We start from the raw sequence: 22,305 nt of genomic DNA, 5'->3' as shown, positions 1-22,305 counted from the left end.
CTGGCGGACGAAGGCGAAGTGACGAATGAGTGAGGATCCCACCCGCAGCGCGGGAACACCGCAACCGCAACCGCAATCCCAGCCGCAGCCCCATCCGTACGGCCCCGGCGGATCCGCCGCTCCGTACGCGCAGACCGGCCAGGAGCCGGCATCTCCGCCGCCGGTGGCGGGGCCCCGCCGGATGCCGGGTCGTTCCGCCTTGGCCGTCGGGGCGGTCGCGCTGGCGTTGGTGAGCGGCGGCATCGGTGGTGCGGTGGGCGCGTGGTCGGTGAACGACTCGTCGGCTCCGGTCGTCAATTCCCTCGAGGCGCCGAAGCCCGACAGCGAGAGCGTCGCCGCAGCCCCCGAGGGCAGCGTGCAGGCCGTCGCAGAGCGGGTCGTGCCGAGCGTCGTGCGCATCGAGGTGATGGGCCGCACCGGTGCGGGTGAAGGTTCGGGTGTTGTCCTGTCCTCCGACGGACTGATCCTCACGAACAATCACGTCGTGTCGGGAGCCGGTGAGGGTGCGCGTCTGATGGTCTTCTTCTCGGACGGCTCCACCGCTCCGGCGACGGTCGTCGGCGCGGACGCGGTGTCGGACGTCGCCGTCATCCGGACCGAAGGTCGCACCGATCTCACTCCCATCGAACTCGGTAGCTCCCAGAACCTCGCGGTGGGCCAGGAGGTCGTGGCCGTCGGTTCTCCGCTGGGACTGCAGAGCACGGTGACGGCGGGCATCGTCTCCGCTCTCAACCGTCCCGTTTCCACCAGTGGCGACCTCGCCAACCAGGCGTCGGTGATCGACGCGATCCAGACCGACGCGGCTATCAACCCCGGCAACTCCGGTGGCGCACTCGTCGACATGGAAGGTCGGCTGGTCGGCATCAACACCGCGATCGCCACGGCCGGTGCCCAGTCCGGTTCGATCGGGCTCGGTTTCGCGATCCCTGTCGAACAGGCGCGGCGCGTCGCGCAGGAACTCGTCGACACGGGTAGGGCGACGCACGCGATCATCGGCGTCCAGGTCCCGTCCCGGGACGACTCCTACGGCGCGCGTGTGGTGGAGGTCGTGCCCGACGGACCGGCCGCCCGCGCCGGCATCCCCGACAACGCGCTCATCGTGCGGGTCGACGGTCGGGTGATCACCGATGGCGACTCGCTCATCGCCGCGATCCGCTCTCGCGCTCCGGGTGAGACAGTAAATATCACCTACGAGACGCCCGACGGCAAGGAAACCACCGTCGACGTCGTGACCACCGCAGATTCGGCCGGAAGATGAGGAACGACATGGACATAGCTCACATTCCGGTGCAAGAGCCGCGTGCCTTCGAGCCGCAAACTACCGTGGACCTCATGGAACTCGACGCTCCCAGAAAAGGTCGCGCACTCGTCGTCATCGTCGATGATCGCGTCTCCCACGGCGACAGCCCGGACTCCGCGGGCCCGCTGGTCACGGAGCTTCTCGTCGAAGGTGGTTTCGCCGTCGACGGCGTCGTGACCGTCGCGGCCGACGAGGTCGAGATCCGTAATGCGCTCAATACGGCGGTGATCGGTGGTGTCGATCTGGTGATCTCGGTGGGTGGCACCGGGGTCACCCCGCGGGACGTGACGCCCGATGCGACCGAGGACGTTCTCGACCACGAGATCCGCGGTATCGCCGAAGCGCTGCGATCGTCGGGTCTTGCGTCGGGAGCGGTGGACGCCGGTCTCTCTCGCGGTCTCGTCGGTGTCTCGGGTTCGACGCTCGTCGTGAATCTCGCGTCGTCGCGCCCTGCCATCCGCGACGGGATGGCGACTCTGTTGCCCCTGGCCGCCCATGTCATCGAAGAATTGTCGTGGATGGAGGAATGACGGAATGTCCGACGACCGTGCGGATTCGAACGACCAGGACAGCGGTCGTTCCCCGCGCGACGCGGTGACTCGCGAGGAGCAGACGAGCCGTGCCCGGATCGACCGGGCACGGCTGGCTCGCATATTCGGGGACGTCCTTCCCGAGACCACTCGCGACGAGCGGGCCGACGGCGACTCCGGTGTCGGGGCGGACGAATGGCTGCGCCGGCAGGTTCCCCCGCACCACTCCGGGTAGTGATCTGCATCACTATTGTTTGCCGGTTGTTCCTGATTCGAATCTGTTGTCGACCGCAACGAAACATCGCCGCAACAAACCGTTCATTCCGGCTTGCTTCGGGTGACGAATTCGATCTGTGCTTCCGCCCACAGTAGGGTATTCGCTTCTGCACCGTCGGTGCAGTAAGAATATGGGCCCTACCAGGTGCGATGGAGATCCGTTCGAAACGGTTCGTGTGATGTGGGGTTACGGTATCCCGTTTCCGCCTGTGCCCGGTTTGCACACTTTTGTGAAGCGCTCTCCGTCAGGTCGGCGTGCCACCTATACCGGAACGTTACGAAAGCTAGCCGTTGCTCCAGGAATGGTCACGGTCTAATCTCCCTCTCAGGTTCAAACCGGTCGAGCCCAGGCTTCGCAGCCTGGGCTCGGTCACGAATCGATAAAGCAAAACCGTGCGGACGATGGACGTACCGATACGCCGACGGCTGAGCCGCCGGTGTGTTCGCTGTGGACAGCGACCCGCGGGCGACAGGGTTGACCACTTGTTGTCGGACGCGGCGCGCAACCCGGCACGCAGAGAACGGATGAGGCATTCATGAAGATTCAGACGCGACGCGGTTTCCGGACCGCCCGCAACGCCACGGTGGCGGCAGCTGCTGTGGCCGGTCTGGTTCTCGGATCGGCCGGCGCCGCAGGTGCCGAGGTCAACGATCAGAACCGGATCGTCTCCGACGGCCACGAGGTCATCGTCACGCAGGAGGACACCTTCATTCAGGGTGTGCCCCCGATCGGCGGTAGCCCGCTGAGCCGTCAGTGGTTCCACAACGGCCGCGGCATCGCCAACATCGTCGGCCCCGAGGCGGCCGACTTCGAGGGTTCGACCTTCCAGTTCGGCTATCAGGTCGCGTGGACGGCCTCGGTCGACGGCGCAATGGGCTTCGGCTGGACCAGCCCGGATGCCTCGATGAAGGCGACGACTTCCCAGGTCGACGCCTACAAGCCAGTCATGGACCCGAACCCGGCATACAACCCGGAGGATCCCGCCTCGACCGAGCCCGAGTTCATCCAGCGTGAGGTCGACGGTCAGCCGGTGTTCGTCAAGGACGAGGAAGGCTCGGCCGAAAAGAACTCCACGACCACCACGATCAAGGGCATTCTTCCCCAGGCCACGACCGGTATGGAACTGACTCCGGCTCCCGGTATCGAAGAGATCGTCGTCACCGAGGGTGAGTTCGACGGCGATTTCAAGGAAGTTCAGATCGCCAACGTTTCCGGTGCGGCGACCGGCGTCATCGGCCCGGTCTCCCTCCGCCCGTTCGTCCGTGTGATCACCGCCAACGGCGACAACGTCACCACCTACGGCCAGGTCTGGACCCTCTAGTCCTGCTCCGCGCCATCCCGCAGTAAATCCCCACCACCACAAACGGAGTAATCATGGGAATCAAGTCGCGTGGCTTCAAGGCCGCTCGTAACGCCGCCGTCGCCGGTGCTGCTGTCCTCGGTCTGGTCCTCGGCGCCTCGGGCGTCGCTTCGGCCGAGGTCGACGACCAGAACCGCATCGTCTCCGACGGCCTCGAGGTCGTCGTGACCCAGGAGGACACCTTCATCCAGGGTGTTCCGGCCCTCGGTGGCAGCCCGCTCAACCGCGAGTTCTTCCACAACGGCCGTGGCACGGCCAACCTCATCGGTGAGGGCGCAGCCGATGCGGAGGGCACCGTCTTCCAGTTCGGTTACCAGTTCGCGTGGGCCGGCAGCCTCAACGGCGCTATCGGCGTGACCTACTCGACGCCGCAGCTCGAGTTGGACCTCGCCGGCGGCGGTACCGCCACCGACATCCTTCCGCAGGCCTACGCCGAGATGGAGCTGTCGCCGGCTCCGGGCATCGAGGAGCTCGTCGTCGCCGAGGGCGAGTTCGACGGTGACTTCAAGTCCGTTCAGTTCGCCAATGTCCACGGCACCGCTTCCGGCGTCCTCGGCTCCGTCCAGGTCCGTCCGTTCGTCCGCGCCATCACGGCCAACGGCGACAACGTCACCACCTACGGTGACGCCTGGACCGTCTAGGAAGTAGACGTCCGGCTCACGCCGAACACAGCACGAACGACTGGGCCCGCTCGATTTCGAGCGGGCCCAGTCGTTTCGTCGTGGGGCGCCTATTCGACGCGGGGCGCGGGCCTGGCGTGCGCACCCTGAGCGGACTGCGAAGCCTGAGCCTCGAGAAGGTCGCGGATCTGGATGAGCAGGTCTTCGGTGCTGGCCTGCTTGTCCTTCGGTTCGGTGGCGAACTTCTTCTTCGCCGAGTTGGCGGGGACGATGAGTACGAAGTACACGACCGCGGCGATGATGATGAAGTTGATCGCCGCCGTGATCACCGCGCCGATGTTGATGAAGGTTTCCGGGTTGTCGCTCACGACCTGGAACCCCCAGCCCAGCTCGTTGTCGCCGCCGAGCGCGTTGATCAGCGGCTCGATGACGTACTGGGTGAAGGCGGTCACGATCGCCGTGAAGGCAGCACCGATCACGACCGCGACGGCAAGGTCGAGGACATTACCTCTCAGCAGGAAGTCCTTGAAGCCCTTCAGCATGGTGCGCTCCTTCTCGCGGCCTGCCCGCCGGAGCCGCGCAAGTGAGGTGGGTCACACGGACGCTTCCACGATAGACCGCGGGGTCGCTTCCTCGGGGGCGTTGGCCGGCACCCGGCTCGCCTCGGTTCGTCGCCCTGCGCTCAGTGGAGCGTCACCGTCAGAGCGCTGACGAGCGACGCCGCAGCCACGGCAGTGGCAGGCTCGGGTTCCAGAGCGACCAGCACGACGCGTTCGTTCCGCTCCCGGGTGGACCCGCCGGACTCGGCCAGCACCACTACTGCTCCTCTCGCGAGCACGTGTGCGCCGGGTAGCGGGCCGTCGGTGGTGTCGCTCACCGTCAGGACGTCGACCCGGTCGCCTTCGCGGAGCAGTTCGCCCACACCGGCGTCCGCGAGCCGGATGGGCACCACTCGTGCGTCGGCGAACCCGGTGGCCGCGACCGCAAGACGGGGGCCGAGCAGACGTGTGTCGACGAGCGGTTCCCCGGTGGGCACAGGGCCGGCCAGGATACGGCCGACGGCCTCGTCGACCTCGTGCAGGGTTCCGGCGACCACACCGGACGCGTCACGATCCACGCGGGCGAGGTCGTCTGCGGTGAGGATGTGCCCGGGTGTGAGATCTCGGGCGGCGACGACCACACCTACCTGATCGGTGTGGGGGTCGCCGCGAAGCGCGAGGGCCACGGCGATGATCGCGAGCAGGGCCGCTGCGATTCGGCGGATCCGCACGATGCGCGACCAGCCGGGGCGGAGGATTTCGGCGAACCGGTCGGGAAACGTGGGCTGGAGCGAGGCGTCTGCGGGCGAACGCCGCGGACGCGTGCTCTCGGCCTGGATGAACGGAAAGGGACCGACGGGCATGCCCCGAACCTAGGAGGTCGGAGTATCCCGTCGGCCCCGATGAGCCCTCGGAGGCAGCGGTCTGTGGATGAACCGCCCGCCTGTGGACAACTCTTTCTGGAGGGTCAGCTCGCGGCGGCAGCGGGCGTCGACGAGGTGCTGCTCGACGAGGACGAGGAGCTGCTGTCGCCGGACGAGGAGGAGCTGCTGGAACTCGTCGAGGCGGACTCGCTCGCGGTGCTGCCGCTGCGGGAGTCGGTGCGGTAGAAGCCGCTGCCCTTGAACACGATGCCGACCGAGTTGAACAGCTTGCGCAGCTTGCCTGCGCACTGCGGGCACTCGGTCAAGGAGTCGTCGCTGAAGGACTGCACGATATCGAACTTGTTGTCGCAGGCCGTGCAGGCATATGAGTAGGTGGGCACCGGTTGATCCTCCGCCAGTTCGTCGTACCGCAGCATTCGTCGTACTGCAGTTTTGGCACTCTACCGCCGACAGTGCCAACAACGCCAGGGAGTGTGTTGTTCCGCACGGCTAGGAAATGTGTTGTTCGGCACGGTCGTCGCTACCGAGGCGAACCAGCCCTTTCCCGGGTGTCAGTGCCCAGCCCATGCGGATGTCGTGGGGATCCTCGGGAAGTTCGTCGACGAGTTCGTCGTCGCGGACCACGGCGATGAGCGCAGCGGTGGGGGCTGCGAGGTGCAGGGTGCGGTCGTAGAAGCCGGCACCGCGGCCGAGCCGCACGCCGCGCCCGTCCACCGCCAGCGCCGGCACGAGCACCGTGTGCGCCTCGGCCACCGTTTCGGGCGGAAATAGCTCGCCACTGGGTTCCCGCAACCCGAAATTCGCCGCTACCAGCGTGTTCTCCCCGAGATAACGAGCCCACGACAGCGGCTCACCGGTTCTGGTGACGGGTAGGAGCACCGTGACCCCGGCCTCGCTCAGCGCATCGAGCAGGGCCACTGATCCGGGTTCCGAACCCACCGGTACGTACGCGCACACCACGGAGCCGGAGGGGGCGAGTGTCGCAGCCACCGTGGCGAGCGCAGTGTCCTCGATCCTGCGCCTCTCGGTGCTCAGCTTGCGCCGGGCTGTAAGAATGCGGTCACGCCAGACCGCTTTCGGGGATGGGTGCATGTCTGCGCCTTACGATCGCTGAACCACCGTCTTGGTGGCCGAAGTTAGGGTGGGAGTCTATGACGAACAGTACGACCGGAGGCACGCGGCATTTCAAGACCGCGATCGTCCCCGCAGCAGGCATGGGGACACGGTTTCTTCCCGCAACGAAGACGGTTCCGAAGGAACTCCTTCCGGTGGTCGACACGCCCGGCATCGAGCTCGTGGCAGGCGAGGCCGCCGACTCGGGTGCCGAGCGCCTACTCATCGTGACGTCGCCGGGTAAAGACGGCGTCGTCGCGCATTTCGTCGAGGACCTCGTCCTCGAGTCCAAGCTCGAGGAGAAGGGCAAGTACGAACTCCTCGCCAAGGTCCGCAAGGCACAGGGACTGCTCGAGGTGCAGTCCGTGATCCAAGAGCAGCCGCTCGGTCTCGGCCACGCCGTGGCATGCGCGGAGGAAGCACTCGATCCCGACGAGGACGCCATTGCCGTCCTGCTGCCCGACGATCTCGTCCTTCCGGTCGGAGTGCTCGAGACGATGCAACGTGTCCGGGCCAAGCGCGGCGGTTCCGTGCTCTGCGCGATCGACGTGCCGAAGGACCAGGTCAGCGCGTACGGCGTGTTCGAGGTCGAGGTCGTGCCCGATGCCGTCAACCCCGATGTGCTCAAGGTGCTCGCCATGGTCGAGAAGCCTGCCGTGGAGGACGCGCCGTCGACCTTCGCCGCCGCCGGTCGCTACCTGCTCGACCGTGCGATCTTCGACGCGCTGCGTCGGATCGATCCCGGAGCCGGAGGCGAACTGCAGCTCACCGACGCCATCGCGCTGCTCATCGCCGAAGGACATCCCGTCCACGTGGTGGTGCATCGCGGTACCCGACACGATCTCGGAAATCCGGGAGGCTACCTACGCGCTGCGGTTGACTCGGCGTTGAACACGGAAGAATACGGGCACTCGCTGCGCGAGTGGCTCGTCGAGCGTCTGAAGCGCTGACGGCGGGCGGACGGGCTGGAGGACGAGAAGCGGTATGCGGTCGGTTGAGGATCAGCAGGCCCGGGTGACGGCGGCGGCCGTCGCACCCCGACCGGTCCGAGTGGCCATCTCCGAGGCACAGGGCCTGCTGTGTGCTGAGGAAGTGGTCACCGAGCGGCCGCTGCCGGGGTTCGACCAGGCGGCCATCGACGGGTACGCCGTTCGCAGCGTCGACCTCCAGGCCCCCGCCGACGGTCGTGACCCCGACGACGCTTCCGCCCCCGCGGAGGTGACCCTGCCCGTCGTGGGGGAGGTGCGTGCCGGTTCGCGGCAGCCGATCCGGCTCCAGCCGCGGCAGGCGGTGCGTGTCGATACCGGGGCGCCTCTGCCGACTCTCGCCGACGCGGTGCTTCCCCTCGACAACACCGACCGCGGTGCCGCGCGCATCAAGGTGCTCGAACCCGTCCGTTCGGGCGACTACGTGCGTCGTACCGGAGACGACGTCCAACCGGGCGATATCGCGGTGCGTGCCGGGACGATCATCGGGGCGGCGCAGGTAGGTCTGCTCGCCGCCGTCGGGCGCGACAAGGTACTCGTCCATCCGCGCCCGCGGCTGTCCGTCATCTCAGTCGGCGGCGAACTCGTCGACGTGGATCGAACACCCGGTCCGGGACAGGTCTACGACGTGAACTCCTACGCGCTGGCCGCCGCCGCGCGCGATGCCGGCGCCGACGTCAACCGGGTCGGCATCGCCGGTACCGATCCGAAGCGGTTGCGTGAGGTCGTCGAGGGACAGCTGATCCGTGCCGAGATCGTCGTGATCGCCGGTGCCGTGGGTGGGGGCGCACTCGAGGAGGTGCGCGAAGCGCTGGCCGATCTCGGTGATCTGGAAGTCGAACGGATCGCCATGCATCCCGGCTCCGTGCAGGGTTTCGGTTGTCTCGGCCGCGACGAGGTGCCGACCTTCCTGCTGCCCGCCAATCCGGTGAGTGCGCTCGTCGTCTTCGAGGTTATGGTCCGGCCGCTGATCCGTATCGCGCTCGGCCGGCGACAGCCGATGCGCCGGATCGTCTCCGCCCGCACCGTCGCCCCGATCACGTCGATTCCGGGACGGAAGGGATTCCTGCGCGGCCAGCTCATGCGCGACGAGACCACGGGCGACTATCTCGTCCAGGCGCTCGGCGGCGCTGCGGGAGCGTCCTCTCATCTGCTCGCGACGCTCGCCGAGGCCAACTGCCTCGTCATCGTCGAGCCCGAGGTCTCCGAGATCCGCACGGGCGACCCGGTGGACGTGGCGTTCCTCGGGCAGCGTGGTTGATGTCCCGTCATCCCGGTTGGCCGGCCGAGCTCGGACCGTTGCGGGTGAAGGGTGGTCTCGTGACCGTCCGATCGATCCGGCTGCGGGACGCGGCGGCGTGGAGTCGCCTGCGTCAGCGTGACCGCGCACATCTCGAGCCGTGGGAGCCGACGGGCGAGGCGCCGTGGGACATGCGCCATCACATCTCGATGTGGCCCGGGCTCTACCGGAGTCTGCGTTCGGAGGCGCACAAGGGGCTGATGCTGCCGATGGCCATCGAGTTGGACGGCAGATTCTGTGGGCAGCTGACGGTGGGGAACGTCGTGCGCGGTGCGCTGCGCTCGGCGTGGATCGGTTACTGGGTGGAGAAAGAGGTCAACGGACTCGGTGTGGCGACCGCCGCGGTCGCTCTCGGCCTCGACCACTGCTTCGGCCCCGTGGGATTGCACCGTGTGGAGGCCACCGTGCGGCCCGAGAACGAGGCGAGCCGGGCGGTACTCCGCAACGTCGGTTTCCGCGAAGAAGGGCTGCTGAAGCGCTACCTCGATGTCCAGGGCCGATTCCGCGATCACCTGCTCGTCGCGATGACGGTCGAGGAAGTGCCGGGTTCGGTCTCGGACCGTCTCGTCCGCGCCGGTCGCGCGACCTGGTCCTGACCGTTTCCGACTCGAGTCGGGTTCGTCCCGTATGTAACGCAGGTTACGTAGAACTCGAGTAACAATCCCCAGCGAGTGTGGGATCTCTGTGATTAAAGTGAAGAAAGTGTCAGATGGTTTCGCGTGACTCGAGTGGCTCTTGTGGCCTACCGAGTCGGCGTTTCTGGACAGGTAAGCGCGTCGCTGCCGTTAGCCTCATGTAGGTCGGTGGCGTCGAAGGCCGGTAGGGCGACGACTGGAGGGAGGACCACCGGATGCCGAACTCGCTTCTGTGGATCGGGCTCGTTGCCGTGTGGTTGTTCGTTCTGGTTCCCATGCTGGTCACGAAGCGTCCTCGTATCCGGCAGACGACCGACGCCGCTCTCGCAACGCGAGTTCTGCACCGCGGAGACGACGAGCCGATCACCCCCAGGGGGCCGGCCGCCGGACACCGCAGCGACCCTCATTGGCGTCCGAGTCGCGACCGCACGCACCGCCATCCCGCGGAGGACCGCATGAACACTGAACGCGACGACCGGCCCGAACTCGACACACACGAAGACGATTACCACGACGAAGCGGCATCGGACCGCTCGCCGCAGCGGGCACGCGGCCCGCAGCGGCGGGGCCGCGGTGGTTTCGACCCGCACGCCGATGCGGTCGCAAGCGCCGCGCGCTACGAGTTCCGGCAGCGGGTCGTACTCGGCCTGCTGATCGCCGCCATCATGACTGCGGCACTCGCGCTGATCGTGTCGTCGATGATGTGGTTGCTGGCAGGCCTCGCCACTGCGGTGCTCGTCGGCTATCTGTTCTATCTGCGCCGCCAGGTGCGACTCGAGCAGGAGATCCGTCGTCGCCGGCTCGCGCGCCTGCAACGGTCCCGTTCGGGCTGGGGAGGTGATGACGGCCATTACGAGGTGCCGCAGCGTCTGCGCCGCCCCGGTGCCGTCGTGCTCGAGGTCGACGACGAGGATCCGGAGTTCGAGCACCTCGATCGTTACGAGGACGACTACGCCATCGATCCCGGATACGGAGTCCGTCCCGGCGATGATCTCGACCACCCGGACGACTACCTCGTTCCTCGCGCAGCAGGGGAGTGACCGTCTCGAGAAGGTGGACACGTCGGGTGGGGCCGCACCGAGTGGTGCGGCCCCGCTTCGTGTTCGGCACCGCCACGCCGAAACACCACATCACCTGCATCGATAATCCGATTTCGTGATGGCAGGGGTGGTTTGCTAGAGTTTGCGAGTCGGTTCCCTCGGGGACCCAGGGGGCTGTGGCGCAGTTGGTAGCGCGCTTCGTTCGCATCGAAGAGGTCAGGGGTTCGATTCCCCTCAGCTCCACCAGGAAAGCCTCGCCGTCGGCGGGGCTTTCGTCTTTTCCGGGCGACATGCGGTAGCGGGTCTCTACGGAACCCGGCAGACTGTGTGGCATGGACCACAGGATGAGTGACGACGAATTGCGTCGGGCGATCCGGGTACTGCGCGAGCGAGTTGATCTTGCGCGCAGTGAGGGGCGCGACGACGACGCCGCGATGATCGAGCGCACGGTTCGCGAGTACCAGGAGGAGATGGCCCAGCGGCTCTGAGTATCGCTCCGCTGCAGGGCCTTCTCGCGGGCGCGCCGGAGCGTCGTGCTGTCTTCCCGACGCTAGGGTGTCGCCATGGCGATCACCGACCTGCGCGGAACCAAATTCCTTGTGACCGGCGCTGCCAGCGGGATCGGCCGCGCCCTGGCCCATGCTGCGTCCGATCGCGGTGCCCGGCTGGTGCTCACAGACCTGCAGGCCGAGGCCCTCGACGACGTCGTTCGTGATGTCCGCGAACGGGGTGGCACCGTGCTGCACGCGGCTGCACTGGACATCTCCGACTACGAGGCCGTCACCGCCTTCGCCCGCGAGGTGCACGAGACCTACGGGTCGCTCGACGTCGTCGCCAACGTTGCCGGGGTATCGGTGTGGGGCACGGTCGACCGGCTCCGCCACGAGCACTGGAAGCTCATGGTGGACGTCAACCTCATGGGGCCGATCCACGTCATCGAGAACTTCGTGCCCGCGATGATCGAGGCCGGTCGCGGTGGGCACCTCGTCAACGTCTCGTCGGCTGCCGGGCTCATCGCTCTCCCGTGGCACGCTGCCTACAGCGCAAGCAAGTTCGGTCTGCGCGGGGTGTCCGAGGTGCTGCGGTTCGATCTGAAGCGCGACGGCATCGGTGTCTCCCTCGTGGTTCCGGGGGCCGTGCGCACGCCGCTCGTCGACAGCGTGCAGATCGTCGGAGTCGACCGCGATCGTCCCGAGGTCCGCAAACTCACCGAACGCTTCGTCCGGCACGCCGCGAGCCCCGAACAGGTGGCCGATCGCATCGTCGCCGGCATCCTGAAGAACCGCTTCATGGTCTACACCTCGTTCGACACCCGGTTCGGCTATTGGTGGGCTCGCAAGTTCGCGCCGCCCTACAACCTCGTCATGCAGGCCGCCAACGATTACTTCCGTCGCGTCGTCGGCACGAGATGAGAACCTGTGGGGATCCCGCCCCGCTCAGCCCGCGCGGTGCAACTCGGCATGCAGATGATGTGTGAGCGGAGTGTCCGCGTGCGCCATCCACAGGTCGTAGACGAGCGTGTCGCCGTCGAGTTCGAAGCGCCGGCGGATCTCGTGGACGGGCTTGGCGTCGGGCGATCGTTCGAGAGTGGAAGTGGTGAAGTCGAGTACGCCGTCCTCGGGCCGGGCACGCTGGATCTCGACGAACCCGGTGGGCTGCGACACGAGGAATTCGACGTCGTCCCCGCTTCGGCGTAGATAGCCGTTCTCCGTGTGCAGCGGACGGCCCTCCGTCCGGTGCCGGGTACGGCTGACGTACATCAGGAACGGCTTGCCCGGCACGGTGGCGAACTCGATCGTCTCGTCGTACGAGAAGTCGTCGATGGTGGGGTAGTGGCCGTCGCCACCTCCGGTCCACCGTCCGGCGAACGGCGCGAGGAAACCGAGCGGGTCGTCGGCCATGGTCGTGTCCTCCGTGTTCTTCGCTTCGTTGTCGTCGTACTCGACGCGCCCGACCCGAATACGGCGATCATGCGCGATACGGTGAGCATATGAGCCATCACTGGGGTGTCGAGTCCGAAGTCGGTGAACTTCGCGCAGTGATGTTGCACCGTCCCGGTGCCGAACTCGAGCGCCTCACGCCGCGCAACAACGACCAGCTGCTCTTCGACGCGTTGCCCTGGGTGGCGCGCGCTCAGGAAGAACACGATGCCTTCGCCGAGCTTCTCCGCGGCCGCGGGGTCGAGGTGTACCTGCTGGCCGATCTGCTCACCGAGACCCTCGAGGTCAGTGGTGCCGCCCGCGTGCAGAGTGTCTCGTCGGCAGTCGACGCGCAACGCCTCGGATACGCGCTCGCGGAGGAACTGTCGGGCCACCTCCGCACACTGCCGGCAGCCGAGCTCGCGCACATCCTCATCGCGGGCATGACCTTCGACGAACTCCCCGTGGTAGGCAACGGCGCGGCTCCGTCACTCGTGCGCTTGATGCACCACGGTTCCGATTTCGTCATCGCGCCGCTGCCGAATCTCCTGTTCACCCGCGATTCGTCGTTCTGGATCGGCTCGCGCGTCGCCATTCCCAACCTGGCGTTGCCGGCGCGGCGCCGCGAGACCGGCCTCACCGACCTCATCTACGCATTCCATCCACAGTTCCTCGACGTGCGGCGCGCGTACGAGTCGCACACCGCCCCCGTCGAAGGGGGTGACGTGTTGCTCCTCGCGGCCGGAGTCGTCGCCGTCGGTGTGGGGGAGAGGACGAGTCCGGCCGGTGCGGAAGCATTGGCACGCAGCGTGTTCGAAGACGGACTTGCTCACACGGTGCTGGCGGTGCCCATAGAGCAGCGACGAGCGTCGATGCACCTCGACACGGTGTGCACGATGGTCGACGTCGATGCGGTGGTGATGTATCCGGCGATCCGGGACAGCCTGCAGGCGTTCACCATCCGACGGGAAGACGGCGCGGTCCGGATCTCCGGCCCGCGCCCCTTCCTCGAGGCCGCCGCGGACGCGATGGGAATCGAGAAGCTCCGCGTGATCGATACCGGGCTGGATCCCGTTGTGGCGGAACGTGAACAGTGGGACGACGGAAACAACACGCTGGCCGTCGCGCCCGGTGTCGTCGTCGCCTACGAGCGCAACGTCGAGACGAACACCCGGCTCGAGGATTCCGGAGTCGAGGTTCTGCGAATCGCAGGATCGGAACTCGGTTCCGGCCGCGGCGGCCCGCGATGCATGTCGTGCCCGCTCACACGGGCGGCCCTGTAGGTCTCGTCAGAGGATCTCGAGCACCTTGTCGACCGGGCGAGCGAGCACGGTGCCCTTGCCTGTGACGACCAGCGGTCGCTCGATGAGGATCGGATTCGCTGCCATCGCCTCGAGCAGTTCGTCCTCGGTGGCCTCGGCCAGGTCCAACTCCTTGTAGAGCGCTTCCTTCTTCCGGATCGCCTGGCTCGGTGCGAGTCCCGCGGCGTCGAGCAGTGAGCGCAGTTCGTCCCGCGAGGGCGGAGTCTCGAGATACTTGATCACCGTCGGCTCGACGCCGTGCTCCTTCAGCAGAGCCAAGGTGTTGCGAGAGGTGCTGCAACGCGGATTGTGATAGATCGTCGCGGTGTGTGCCATGGCTTGATTGTGCCCTGCCGGAGCGGGCGCGGATACGACGGGCGACCACGACTGCCCCGGACGCGTTGCTGTTGAGAGAGGCACACGCGGCTCACTAGGGTATCCCGTTGGTTTCGTTCGTCCGTCATGATTTTCCGAAGAAGAGGCCCCGATACCGATGTTCAAAGGTTTCAAGGATTTCCTGCTGCGCGGCAACGTCGTCGAACTGGCGGTCGCCGTGGTCGTCGGTGCGGCATTCACTGCGATCGTCACCGCGTTCACGGATCACATCGTGAACCCGCTGGTCGCAGCGGTTGGCGGCGACAACGAGATGGGGTTCGGTTTCCGGCTTCTCCCCTCCAATGATGCGACTTTCGTGAATCTGGGTGCCGTGATCTCCGCGGGGATCAACTTCCTCATCATCGCCGCGGTCGTCTACTTCGTACTCATCGTTCCCGTCAATGCGGCCAAGGCGCGCTTTGCTCCCGACAAGGAGCCCGAGGACGAGCCGTTGAGCGAGACCGACCTCCTCCTCCAGATCCGCGACCTGCTCGAGAAGGGCACCTACAACAGCGCTCCTCCCGAATCATCCTCGGCCGAAGAACCCTTCAGCGCCTCCGAGCGCTGATAACCTGCGAGAATGCTCGACGTCACCATCGATCCCGAGTCGCCCGTTCCGCCTTTCGAGCAGTTGCGCCGACGGATCGTCGAGCTCGTACACGATGGCGAACTCATCGCAGGGTCGAAGCTGCCCACGGTCCGGGGTCTCGCGGACACCCTCGGCATCGCGCCCAACACGGTCGCCAAGACCTACCGGGAACTCGAGAAGCTGGGAGTGCTCGAGGCCCGCGGGCGGGCCGGGACCTTCGTCGCCGACACGGGCGACCCGACCCGGACCCGTGCCCAGCGGTCGACAAACGAATACGTCGCCGCGGTGAGGGCGCTGGGGATGTCCGACGACGAGATCCTGGACTTCGTCTCGGCCGCCTTACGGGCAGGCTGACACAGGTAGAGGGAATGTGACGATTCCCTCGGGTTCGGCGATTCGGCTCCGAGGGCGACCGAAACTTGCAAGGTTTGTCGCATGAACGTCCCTGGTTTTCGGGCCCGCTCCGGAGAGACCCCGAACATCGGCACTCCTGCAGGTTCCGAGCCTGTAGTGGCACCGCCGCAAACCGACAAGGTCGTTCTCGGCGTCTCCGCCGTTCTGGTCGCGGCGATCGTCTTGTGGGGTCTGACGGCCACCGAGAATTTCGGGGCCGTCACCGAGAGCATTCTCGACTGGGTCGTCATCGAGTTCGGCTGGCTCTTCGTACTCACGGCGAGCGGATTCGTCTTCTTCGCGATCTGGCTGGCGGCGAGCCGATACGGCCGGATTCCGCTGGGCAAGGACGGCGAGCAACCCGAATTCCGCACGGTCAGCTGGATCGCGATGATGTTCGCTGCCGGTATGGGCATCGGTTTGATGTTCTTCGGTGTCGCCGAACCACTTTCGCATTACGTCGATCCACCGCCGGGGACTGCCGGAGGCACCGGCGTCGCCATGGCGACATCGATGTTCCACTGGAGCCTGCATCCCTGGTCGATCTACGCCGTCGTCGGCCTGGCCATCGCGTACGGCACTTTCCGGAAGGGCCGCAGGCAGCTCATCAGCTCTGCATTCGTCCCGCTCCTGGGTCGTCGGTCCGAAGGCCCGCTCGGCAAGGTCATCGACATCCTCGCCCTGTTCGCGACGCTGTTCGGCACCGCGGCCTCGCTCGGTCTGGGAGCGCTGCAGATCGGGTCGGGTCTGGAGGTCACCGGCTGGCTCGAATCGGCAGGAGTGATGCTGCTGGTCGCGATCGTCGCTCTGCTCACCCTCGCGTTCATCGCCTCTGCTGTCACGGGCGTCGCCAAGGGCATTCAGTGGTTGTCGAACATCAACATGGTGCTCGCCGCCGTCCTGGCGCTGTTCGTGTTCGTGCTCGGCCCCACGGTCTTCATCCTCAACCTCGTGCCCACCACCCTCGGCGCGTATGTCGCCGAGTTCGCCCGAATGTCAGCGCGCACCGCGGCTTCCGGCGAAACCGCCGGCGAATGGTTGTCGAGCTGGACGATCTTCTACTGGGCATGGTGGGTCTCCTGGGCTCCCTTCGTCGGGATGTTCCTGGCACGGATCAGCCGCGGCCGCACTATCCGAGAGTTCGTCGTGGGCGTCATCTTCGTGCCGAGCCTGGTCAGTCTCGTGTGGTTCTCGATCTTCGGAGGCGCCGGCATCGCTCAGCAGCAGGACGGACTCGACATCGCGGGTGCCGACAGTGTCGAGGGCCAGCTGTTCGGGATGCTCGGCAATCTGCCGCTCGTCGGCCTCTCCACTGTCGTCGCGATGCTGCTCATCGCCATCTTCTTCGTCTCCGGAGCCGACTCTGCGTCGATGGTGATGGGCACCCTCAGCCAGCGCGGCACACTCGCACCCCGGCGCTCGGTGGTGGTCTTCTGGGGCGGACTCACCGGTGGTGTCGCGGCATTGCTGCTGTGGACCGGCGGCACAGAAGCCCTCGACGCCCTGCAGAAGATGACGATCATCGCCGCTGCGCCGTTCGTGCTCGTCATGATCGGCCTGTGCGTATCGCTGTACCGGGATCTGCAACTCGACCCGCTGATCACGGGTGGACGCAGGAGACGGACCCTGCGCCGGGTCGAATGAGCCGGCGGTACTGCTCCGAGGACGCCGAGTTCCTGCTCGAGGTCCTCGATCTTCACCCCGGCATGTCGATCCTCGCGATAGACCCGGAGGTGGCGTCGTCCGAGGCCGTCGGGGAGCGGGTCGGGCGCGGCGGTCGCGTCCGCGTGGCGCCGAGCGCGGCCGGGGCACCTGCACGATGCGGTCGGCACGAGCAGTTCGACCGCATCTACGCGATGCGAGTGCCGGACTTTCGTTCGGATGTTCCCGCAGTGGCCGCGCTCGCACCTCTGCTCGCCGCCTGCGGACAGCTGTGGGTCATCGACCGGGCAGGCGTGGGGGAGGGCACCGGCACCGTCTCGTTGACGGTGAGCACCGTTCTGGCACAGGCCGGATTCGCGATCGTCGACATCCTCGAGCGGGGATCACAGGTGGCGGTGTGGGCGGCGATCGGACACCGGAATCACGGCTGACACACGGTCCCGCGTGCCTGCGGTACGTGGCCGTCCACCGCGAGTACGGTGTCGCCTGCCCGGCAGTTGCTCTTCGAGAGGAGTGCGCGTGACCGATACCGACCGATTCGACGAGGTGCTCGACCGCGACTGGGCTCGCTATGCGTCGCAGCTCGCACGACGCATCACCGTTCTCACCGCGTCCGACACCTTCGAGCTGTTCGCCGAGACCGCATCCGGGCCGACGGCCTGCGTGCGGGTACAGGCGCGCTCCGACGGGCGCGCAATGGTCGACGTCGTCGGATCGGAGATCGTCACCAGGCCCGTTTCCGAGGCCGACAGGCTCGCCCGCCACATCGTGTCGATGCTGCGCGGTCACGGGAAGGTGCCACACCCGGCATTCCTGCACGCGCTCCCGCCGTCCGCGCTGGGCGACCTGCGCGAGCGTGTGAGCGAGGCGCTCGCACGCACACTGGGACGCCCCGTGCCGGTCGACGCCGACGGCGACTTCGTCGTGGTCCTCGACTCCCAGGTGGTCTTCGTCATCGTCGACGACGACGGTAGCGGCATCAGGCTGTGGGCACCGCTGCTGCACGCGATCCCCGAGGACGACACTCCGGGGGTTTCGCCGGGCGGCCGCCGCACCCGGGCCCTTGCCACCCTGACCGAACTGAACCGCGGGTGGCCGCACATCAAGGTGGTGCTCGTCGAGGATCGCCTCGTCGCCACCGTCGATCTACTCGGCGATCCTTTCGTGCCGGGGCACCTCTCGGAACTGCTCGAGAGACTGAAGAGATTCCTCACGGTCGTCGACGACCGGTTCGCCCGCCGGTTCGACGGCGTCCGCTACGGCGCCGAATCGGACCGCGAGGTCGACCTGTCCGCCGAGGACGGTGTGCTCGACGAACCGAACTGACAGCCGCTCACCGCCAACTCGGTAACCACAGCTGGTCGTTCCACTGTTCCGGGGTCAGCGGCATGGCTGTGAGGATCGGCCACAACCACACGAAGTTCGCCACGACGAGCCCGATATACAGGCATACGACGAGTAGCCCTGTCGCCCTTCGCTCCTTCGGTGCATGTGGCGAACCGAGGATGTCGCCGAGGACGAGCGCGATGCCCATGACGAGGAAGGGTGCCATCGGCACCGCATAGAAGTAGTACATCTGCCGGTCGAGGCTCGCGAACCAGGGCAGAATCCCGGCGCCGTATCCGGTGAGGACGGCGGCCCACCGCCAGTCGCGCCGGACGAGCACCTGCCACAGTCCCCATCCGAGGACCGGCAGCGAGACCCACCACAGAGCCGGAGTGCCGACGAGCATGACCGCCTTGACGCACTGCTCTGCGCCGCACCCACCGATCTGCTCCCCCTCGGCGAAGTAGTACAGCATCGGACGCAACCCCATTGGCCACGTCCACGGCTTCGACTCCCACGGATGCTGATTGCCCGCCGAATTCGTCAGGCCGGAGTGGAACTCGAGGACGCTCGCGCTGTAGTACCACAGTGATCGCAGCGCGTCGGGCGCGAAGGAGAACATTCCGTCGTGGCCGATCCGGGTGCCGACCGCATGGCGGTAGACGCCGGTCTCGCTCGCGAACCACGCCCAATAGGTCGACAGGTACACCCCGAGCGGAATCAGTACGAGGGCATACAGCGCCGGACCGATGTCGCGCAGTGCCGTTCCCACCCACGGACGCCGAACCCCGTAGGCGCGTCGGGTCGCAAGGTCGAAAGCCACCGACATCAGCCCGAAGAACGCGATGAAATACAAGCCGGACCATTTCGTGCCCAACGCCAGGCCTAGCAGGACGCCCGCGCCGAAACGCCACCACCGCACACCGAATCGCGGACCCCACAGGCTGTCGAGGACACGTCCCTCGGCGTGGACGCGCGCCATGCGGGCCCGCATGTCGTCGCGGTCGACGATCAGGCAACCGAAGGCCGCAACGACGAAGACCGCTTGGAAGATGTCGAGCATGCCGAGTCGGGACGACACGAAGGTCACCCCGTCGACGACGAGCAGCAGACCCGCGATCGCACCGAGCATCGTCGATCGGGTCATTCGCCGCACGATGCGAACGACCAGCAGGACGAGCACGACTCCGGCCACCGCGGCCGAGAACCGCCAGCCCCACGCGGTGTAACCGAAGAGTGCCTCGCCGAGGGCGATCATCTGTTTACCGACGGGCGGATGCACGACGAGCCCGTAACCCGGGTTGTCCTCGATCCAGCCACCGGTGAGCACCTGCCAGCCCTGCGGCGCGTAGTGCTTCTCGTCGAAGACCGGCGTCTTGGCGTCGGTGGGGTAGTTGAGCATTGTGAACCGCGTGATCGCGGCGAGGGCCGTGACGAAGGCGGTGACGATCCAGCCCCGCGCCCGGTCGCCGGGTAGGGGTTCGGGGCCGGGCACGAGTGGGCCGGGACCGAGAAGACGCCGGTCCGGGGCCTCGGAAGGGCTGCGGTCCGTCACGGTCACCACCCGATCGTAGGCTGAGCCGTATGCAGGCAGCCAAATCGGTCCAGGGCGCGAATGAGGCAGAGGGCCGGCTGACGCTGGCCGCAACTCCGATGGGCGACGTGCGAGACGCGTCGGCACGGCTTCGCGACGCTCTCGGAACCGCCGATGTGATCGCAGCGGAGGACACCCGCCGTACCCGTGCGCTCGCCGCGGCGCTCGACGTCACGATCACCGGGCGGGTCGTGAGCTTCTACGACCAGGTCGAGGTGTCGAGGTTGCCGGGCCTGGTCTCCGATATAGAGGAAGGCCGTACCGTCCTGCTCGTCACCGATGCGGGCATGCCGTCGGTGAGCGATCCCGGTTACCGCCTCGTCGCCGCGTGCGTCGAGGCCGGACTGCCGGTGACGTGCTTGCCGGGTCCCTCTGCCGTCACGACTGCTCTCGCGCTGTCGGGCCTGCCCGTCGAGCGGTTCTGCTTCGACGGTTTCCCGCCGCGCAAACCCGGTCAGCGCCGGGCGTGGCTGTCCACTCTCGTGCACGAGCCCCGCGCGGTGGTGTTCTTCGAGGCGCCGCACCGGCTCGCGGCGTGCCTGGCCGACGCCGTGGACGTGCTCGGTGGTACGCGTCGTGCCGCTGTGTGCCGTGAGCTCACCAAGACCTACGAAGAGGTTCGGCGGGGGACGCTCGCGGAACTCGCCGCATGGGCAGTCGAGGGTGCACGCGGCGAGATCACCGTCGTCGTCGAGGGTGCGGTCGCGGTCGCCGCAGACCCTGGCGATCTCGTCGACGAGGTGGAACGGATGGTCGCGGACGGGATGCGGTTGAAGGACGCCTGCGCACATGTCGCCGAGTCGGCGTCGAAGTCGTCCGGCGCGTCTGTGTCGAAGCGTGAGCTCTACGACGCGGTGCTGGAAGCACGTCGCACCTGAGAAAGGCGCATAACGGACACCTGGTGGGGATGGGTGTCACTCAGTGCCACGGGCGCTTAGACTCTGCCGGGTCCCGGGCACAGGCGTCGCCGGAACCGGCCGGTGGAACGCTGCTCGTGGCATCGGACGATCAGGAGGACGCGGATGGATTCGGTGAACGATTTCCTCGTCGAGGTGGCCGGGGTGGTGTGGGGGCCGTATCTGCTCATTCCGCTGCTGCTGGGGACGGGTGTGGTGCTCACGGTCCGGCTGCGGGGCATCCAGTTCCGCAAGTTGGGGCCCGCGCTGCGACTGGGCTTGATCACTCGCCACGACGCCGACGCCACCGAAGGTGATATCTCCCAGTACCAGGCCTTGACCACCGCGTTGGCGGCAACGGTGGGTGTGGGCAACATCGCCGGTGTCGCCACGGCGATCTACTTCGGTGGGCCGGGTGCGCTGTTCTGGATGTGGATCACCGGCTTGGTGGGTATGGCCAGCAAGTACTCGGAGGCGTTCCTCGGCGTGAAGTTCCGCACCACCGATGCCAAGGGTGAGCAGAGTGGTGGTCCGCAGTACTACCTCGCTCGCGCGATCCCCAACAAATTCGGATTGGTCCTGAGCCTGATGTTCGCGGTGTTCGCGGTGCTCGCGAGCTTCGGTATCGGCAACATGACGCAGGCGAACACCGTCGCCACCCAGCTCGACGACACCTTCGGCGTACCGACCTGGCTCAGTGGCGTGATCATGACGGTGCTCGCCGCCGCGGTCCTCCTCGGCGGTATCAAGTCCATCGGCAGGGTCACCGCCGGTTTCGTCCCGGCCATGATCCTGCTCTACGTCGGGGCCGGCACCCTCGTCCTCGCGCTCAACATCGGCGAGGTTCCTGGTGCGTTTGCGCTCGTCTTCGCCGATGCGTTCACCGGCACCGCGGCCACCGGCGGTTTCATCGGCTCGGTCTTCATGATCGCTCTGCGTTACGGCGTCGCCCGCGGCATTTTCTCCAACGAGTCGGGTATGGGCAGCGCGGCGATCGCCGCCGCAGCGGCCCGGACCTCCCATCCCGTCCGTCAGGGACTCGTGTCGATGACGCAGACCTTCATCGACACGATCATCGTCGTCACCTTCACCGGTCTGGTGATCATCACCACGGGTGCATGGAAGTCGGGGGAGCAGGGCGCGACGATGACCTCGACGGCCTTCTCCGACGGTCTCGGCGGCGAGTGGGGCGGCTGGATCGTGGCGATCTCGGTCGTGTTCTTCGCGTTCTCGACCATCCTCGGCTGGTCGTACTACGGCGAGCGCTGCGTCGAGCGGCTCGTCGGTCGCCGGGGTGTGGTGCCCTATCGCGCCGTCTTCGTGGCGGTGGTGTTCATCGGGGCGACCACTCAGCTCGAAGTGGTGTGGAACTTCTCCGACGTGATGAACGGACTCATGGCGTTGCCGAACCTGATCGGCCTGCTGGTGCTGTCGGGTCTGATCGCCCGCGAGACGAAGGCCTATCTCGATCGCGATCCGTATCTGTTGGGCACTCCCGCCGCCACGGATGATCCGGACGTCGTGAAGTAGGCGGGGATACGCGAAAGCCCCGCAGAAGCGGGGCCGAGAGTATGGGGGCGGAGCCTGCCTCCACGCCGACCCGGAACTACCCCTCGTCAGTCCCTATCGGCGTGGAGGCCCCCGCCCCACGCTGCAAGGTGGAACC

The 22,305-nt window shown here is 66.9% G+C and carries 26 protein-coding genes and 1 tRNA gene; 20 read left to right on the top strand and 7 right to left on the bottom strand.

Annotated features, from left to right (window positions below; translation table 11 throughout):
* The first annotated feature begins 25 nt into the window (after positions 1-25).
* From ABZ789_RS17045 to ABZ789_RS17025, 5 genes are all read left to right on the top strand, one after another.
* A complete protein-coding gene (locus ABZ789_RS17045; protein WP_358425827.1) occupies positions 26-1,258 on the top strand; it encodes a trypsin-like peptidase domain-containing protein in 1,233 nt (410 codons plus the stop codon).
* Between the two features lie 74 nt (positions 1,259-1,332).
* Complete coding sequence (locus tag ABZ789_RS17040; protein ID WP_358425824.1) at positions 1,333-1,830, top strand: molybdenum cofactor biosynthesis protein B; 498 nt, start codon at positions 1,333-1,335, stop codon at positions 1,828-1,830.
* A 4-nt stretch (positions 1,831-1,834) separates the two neighbouring features.
* The gene (locus ABZ789_RS17035) at positions 1,835-2,065 is read left to right on the top strand and encodes a hypothetical protein (protein ID WP_358425821.1); all 231 of its coding nucleotides are present in this window, start codon (positions 1,835-1,837) and stop codon (positions 2,063-2,065) included.
* A 577-nt stretch (positions 2,066-2,642) separates the two neighbouring features.
* Positions 2,643-3,428, top strand: a complete 786-nt coding sequence (locus ABZ789_RS17030; RefSeq protein WP_358425818.1) for an MspA family porin — start codon at positions 2,643-2,645, stop codon at positions 3,426-3,428.
* Between the two features lie 53 nt (positions 3,429-3,481).
* Complete coding sequence (locus ABZ789_RS17025; protein ID WP_358425815.1) at positions 3,482-4,108, top strand: MspA family porin; 627 nt, start codon at positions 3,482-3,484, stop codon at positions 4,106-4,108.
* Between the two features lie 89 nt (positions 4,109-4,197).
* On the opposite strand, the gene mscL (ABZ789_RS17020) is transcribed toward ABZ789_RS17025, so the two are convergent.
* The 4 genes from mscL (ABZ789_RS17020) to ABZ789_RS17005 form a co-directional block, all read right to left on the bottom strand.
* Positions 4,198-4,629: a large-conductance mechanosensitive channel protein MscL gene (gene mscL / locus ABZ789_RS17020; RefSeq protein ID WP_358425812.1), complete on the bottom strand. Its 432-nt coding sequence runs from the start codon at positions 4,627-4,629 to the stop codon at positions 4,198-4,200.
* Positions 4,630-4,769: 140 nt separating this feature from the next.
* Positions 4,770-5,489, bottom strand: coding sequence for an SAF domain-containing protein (locus tag ABZ789_RS17015; RefSeq protein ID WP_358425809.1), 720 nt, complete (start codon positions 5,487-5,489; stop codon positions 4,770-4,772).
* Between the two features lie 104 nt (positions 5,490-5,593).
* Positions 5,594-5,890 (bottom strand): FmdB family zinc ribbon protein, encoded by a 297-nt coding sequence (locus ABZ789_RS17010; protein WP_358425807.1) that lies wholly within the window; start codon positions 5,888-5,890, stop codon positions 5,594-5,596.
* A gap of 109 nt (positions 5,891-5,999) precedes the next feature.
* On the bottom strand, positions 6,000-6,602 hold the full coding sequence (locus ABZ789_RS17005; protein ID WP_358425804.1) for a 5-formyltetrahydrofolate cyclo-ligase: 603 nt from the start codon (positions 6,600-6,602) through the stop codon (positions 6,000-6,002).
* 59 nt (positions 6,603-6,661) lie between these two features.
* Here ABZ789_RS17005 and ABZ789_RS17000 point away from each other — a divergent pair, with 59 nt between their 5' ends.
* The 7 genes from ABZ789_RS17000 (at position 6,662) to ABZ789_RS16970 (ending at position 11,996) form a co-directional block, all read left to right on the top strand.
* The gene (locus tag ABZ789_RS17000) at positions 6,662-7,573 is read left to right on the top strand and encodes a UTP--glucose-1-phosphate uridylyltransferase (protein ID WP_358425801.1); all 912 of its coding nucleotides are present in this window, start codon (positions 6,662-6,664) and stop codon (positions 7,571-7,573) included.
* 34 nt (positions 7,574-7,607) lie between these two features.
* Positions 7,608-8,870, top strand: a complete 1,263-nt coding sequence (glp, locus tag ABZ789_RS16995; protein WP_358425798.1) for a gephyrin-like molybdotransferase Glp — start codon at positions 7,608-7,610, stop codon at positions 8,868-8,870.
* Complete coding sequence (locus ABZ789_RS16990) at positions 8,870-9,505, top strand: GNAT family protein (protein ID WP_358425795.1); 636 nt, start codon at positions 8,870-8,872, stop codon at positions 9,503-9,505. The genes glp and ABZ789_RS16990 overlap by 1 nt, the downstream gene beginning before the upstream one ends.
* A 254-nt stretch (positions 9,506-9,759) precedes the next feature.
* Positions 9,760-10,584: a gephyrin-like molybdotransferase receptor GlpR gene (gene glpR, locus ABZ789_RS16985; protein WP_358425792.1), complete on the top strand. Its 825-nt coding sequence runs from the start codon at positions 9,760-9,762 to the stop codon at positions 10,582-10,584.
* Positions 10,585-10,754: 170 nt separating this feature from the next.
* Positions 10,755-10,830, top strand: a tRNA-Ala gene (locus ABZ789_RS16980).
* Between the two features lie 98 nt (positions 10,831-10,928).
* Positions 10,929-11,072 carry a hypothetical protein gene (locus ABZ789_RS16975; protein ID WP_358425788.1) on the top strand — a complete coding sequence of 48 codons (144 nt, stop codon included), beginning with the start codon at positions 10,929-10,931 and terminating at the stop codon, positions 11,070-11,072.
* A gap of 75 nt (positions 11,073-11,147) precedes the next feature.
* On the top strand, positions 11,148-11,996 hold the full coding sequence (locus tag ABZ789_RS16970) for an SDR family oxidoreductase (protein WP_358425785.1): 849 nt from the start codon (positions 11,148-11,150) through the stop codon (positions 11,994-11,996).
* 24 nt (positions 11,997-12,020) lie between these two features.
* Here the strand turns inward: ABZ789_RS16970 and ABZ789_RS16965 are convergent, their stop codons facing one another.
* Positions 12,021-12,485: an FABP family protein gene (locus tag ABZ789_RS16965; RefSeq protein ID WP_358425782.1), complete on the bottom strand. Its 465-nt coding sequence runs from the start codon at positions 12,483-12,485 to the stop codon at positions 12,021-12,023.
* 89 nt (positions 12,486-12,574) lie between these two features.
* On the opposite strand from ABZ789_RS16965, the gene arcA reads away from it, so the two are divergent.
* The gene (gene arcA / locus ABZ789_RS16960; RefSeq protein ID WP_358425779.1) at positions 12,575-13,786 is read left to right on the top strand and encodes an arginine deiminase; all 1,212 of its coding nucleotides are present in this window, start codon (positions 12,575-12,577) and stop codon (positions 13,784-13,786) included.
* A gap of 6 nt (positions 13,787-13,792) precedes the next feature.
* On the opposite strand, the gene arsC is transcribed toward arcA, so the two are convergent.
* Complete coding sequence (gene arsC / locus ABZ789_RS16955) at positions 13,793-14,140, bottom strand: arsenate reductase (glutaredoxin) (protein WP_358425776.1); 348 nt, start codon at positions 14,138-14,140, stop codon at positions 13,793-13,795.
* 157 nt (positions 14,141-14,297) lie between these two features.
* Between arsC and mscL (ABZ789_RS16950) the strand changes: the two genes are divergently transcribed.
* The 5 genes from mscL (ABZ789_RS16950) (at position 14,298) to ABZ789_RS16930 (ending at position 18,149) form a co-directional block, all read left to right on the top strand.
* Positions 14,298-14,747, top strand: coding sequence for a large conductance mechanosensitive channel protein MscL (gene mscL / locus ABZ789_RS16950; protein WP_358425773.1), 450 nt, complete (start codon positions 14,298-14,300; stop codon positions 14,745-14,747).
* Positions 14,748-14,759: 12 nt separating this feature from the next.
* Entirely contained in the window at positions 14,760-15,122 is a 363-nt protein-coding gene (locus ABZ789_RS16945) for a GntR family transcriptional regulator (RefSeq protein WP_358425770.1), read from the top strand.
* Between the two features lie 81 nt (positions 15,123-15,203).
* Positions 15,204-16,805, top strand: a complete 1,602-nt coding sequence (locus ABZ789_RS16940) for a BCCT family transporter (protein WP_358425767.1) — start codon at positions 15,204-15,206, stop codon at positions 16,803-16,805.
* Entirely contained in the window at positions 16,802-17,254 is a 453-nt protein-coding gene (locus tag ABZ789_RS16935; protein ID WP_358425764.1) for a hypothetical protein, read from the top strand. The genes ABZ789_RS16940 and ABZ789_RS16935 overlap by 4 nt, the downstream gene beginning before the upstream one ends.
* Before the next feature lie 88 nt (positions 17,255-17,342).
* Positions 17,343-18,149, top strand: a complete 807-nt coding sequence (locus ABZ789_RS16930) for a hypothetical protein (RefSeq protein ID WP_358425761.1) — start codon at positions 17,343-17,345, stop codon at positions 18,147-18,149.
* 7 nt (positions 18,150-18,156) lie between these two features.
* Here the strand turns inward: ABZ789_RS16930 and ABZ789_RS16925 are convergent, their stop codons facing one another.
* Positions 18,157-19,710: a phospholipid carrier-dependent glycosyltransferase gene (locus ABZ789_RS16925; RefSeq protein ID WP_358425759.1), complete on the bottom strand. Its 1,554-nt coding sequence runs from the start codon at positions 19,708-19,710 to the stop codon at positions 18,157-18,159.
* Positions 19,711-19,733: 23 nt separating this feature from the next.
* Here ABZ789_RS16925 and rsmI point away from each other — a divergent pair, with 23 nt between their 5' ends.
* Positions 19,734-20,621: a 16S rRNA (cytidine(1402)-2'-O)-methyltransferase gene (gene rsmI, locus ABZ789_RS16920; RefSeq protein WP_358425756.1), complete on the top strand. Its 888-nt coding sequence runs from the start codon at positions 19,734-19,736 to the stop codon at positions 20,619-20,621.
* Between the two features lie 144 nt (positions 20,622-20,765).
* Positions 20,766-22,169, top strand: coding sequence for a sodium:alanine symporter family protein (locus ABZ789_RS16915; protein WP_358425753.1), 1,404 nt, complete (start codon positions 20,766-20,768; stop codon positions 22,167-22,169).
* The last annotated feature ends 136 nt before the right edge of the window (positions 22,170-22,305 follow it).

The organism is Rhodococcus sp. NPDC047139 (genome assembly GCF_040643435.1).
In the GTDB taxonomy this organism is placed as follows: Bacteria; Actinomycetota; Actinomycetes; order Mycobacteriales; family Mycobacteriaceae; genus Rhodococcus.
Note: the sequence above shows the minus strand (reverse complement) of the source record. Positions and strands in the feature narration are given on the sequence as shown.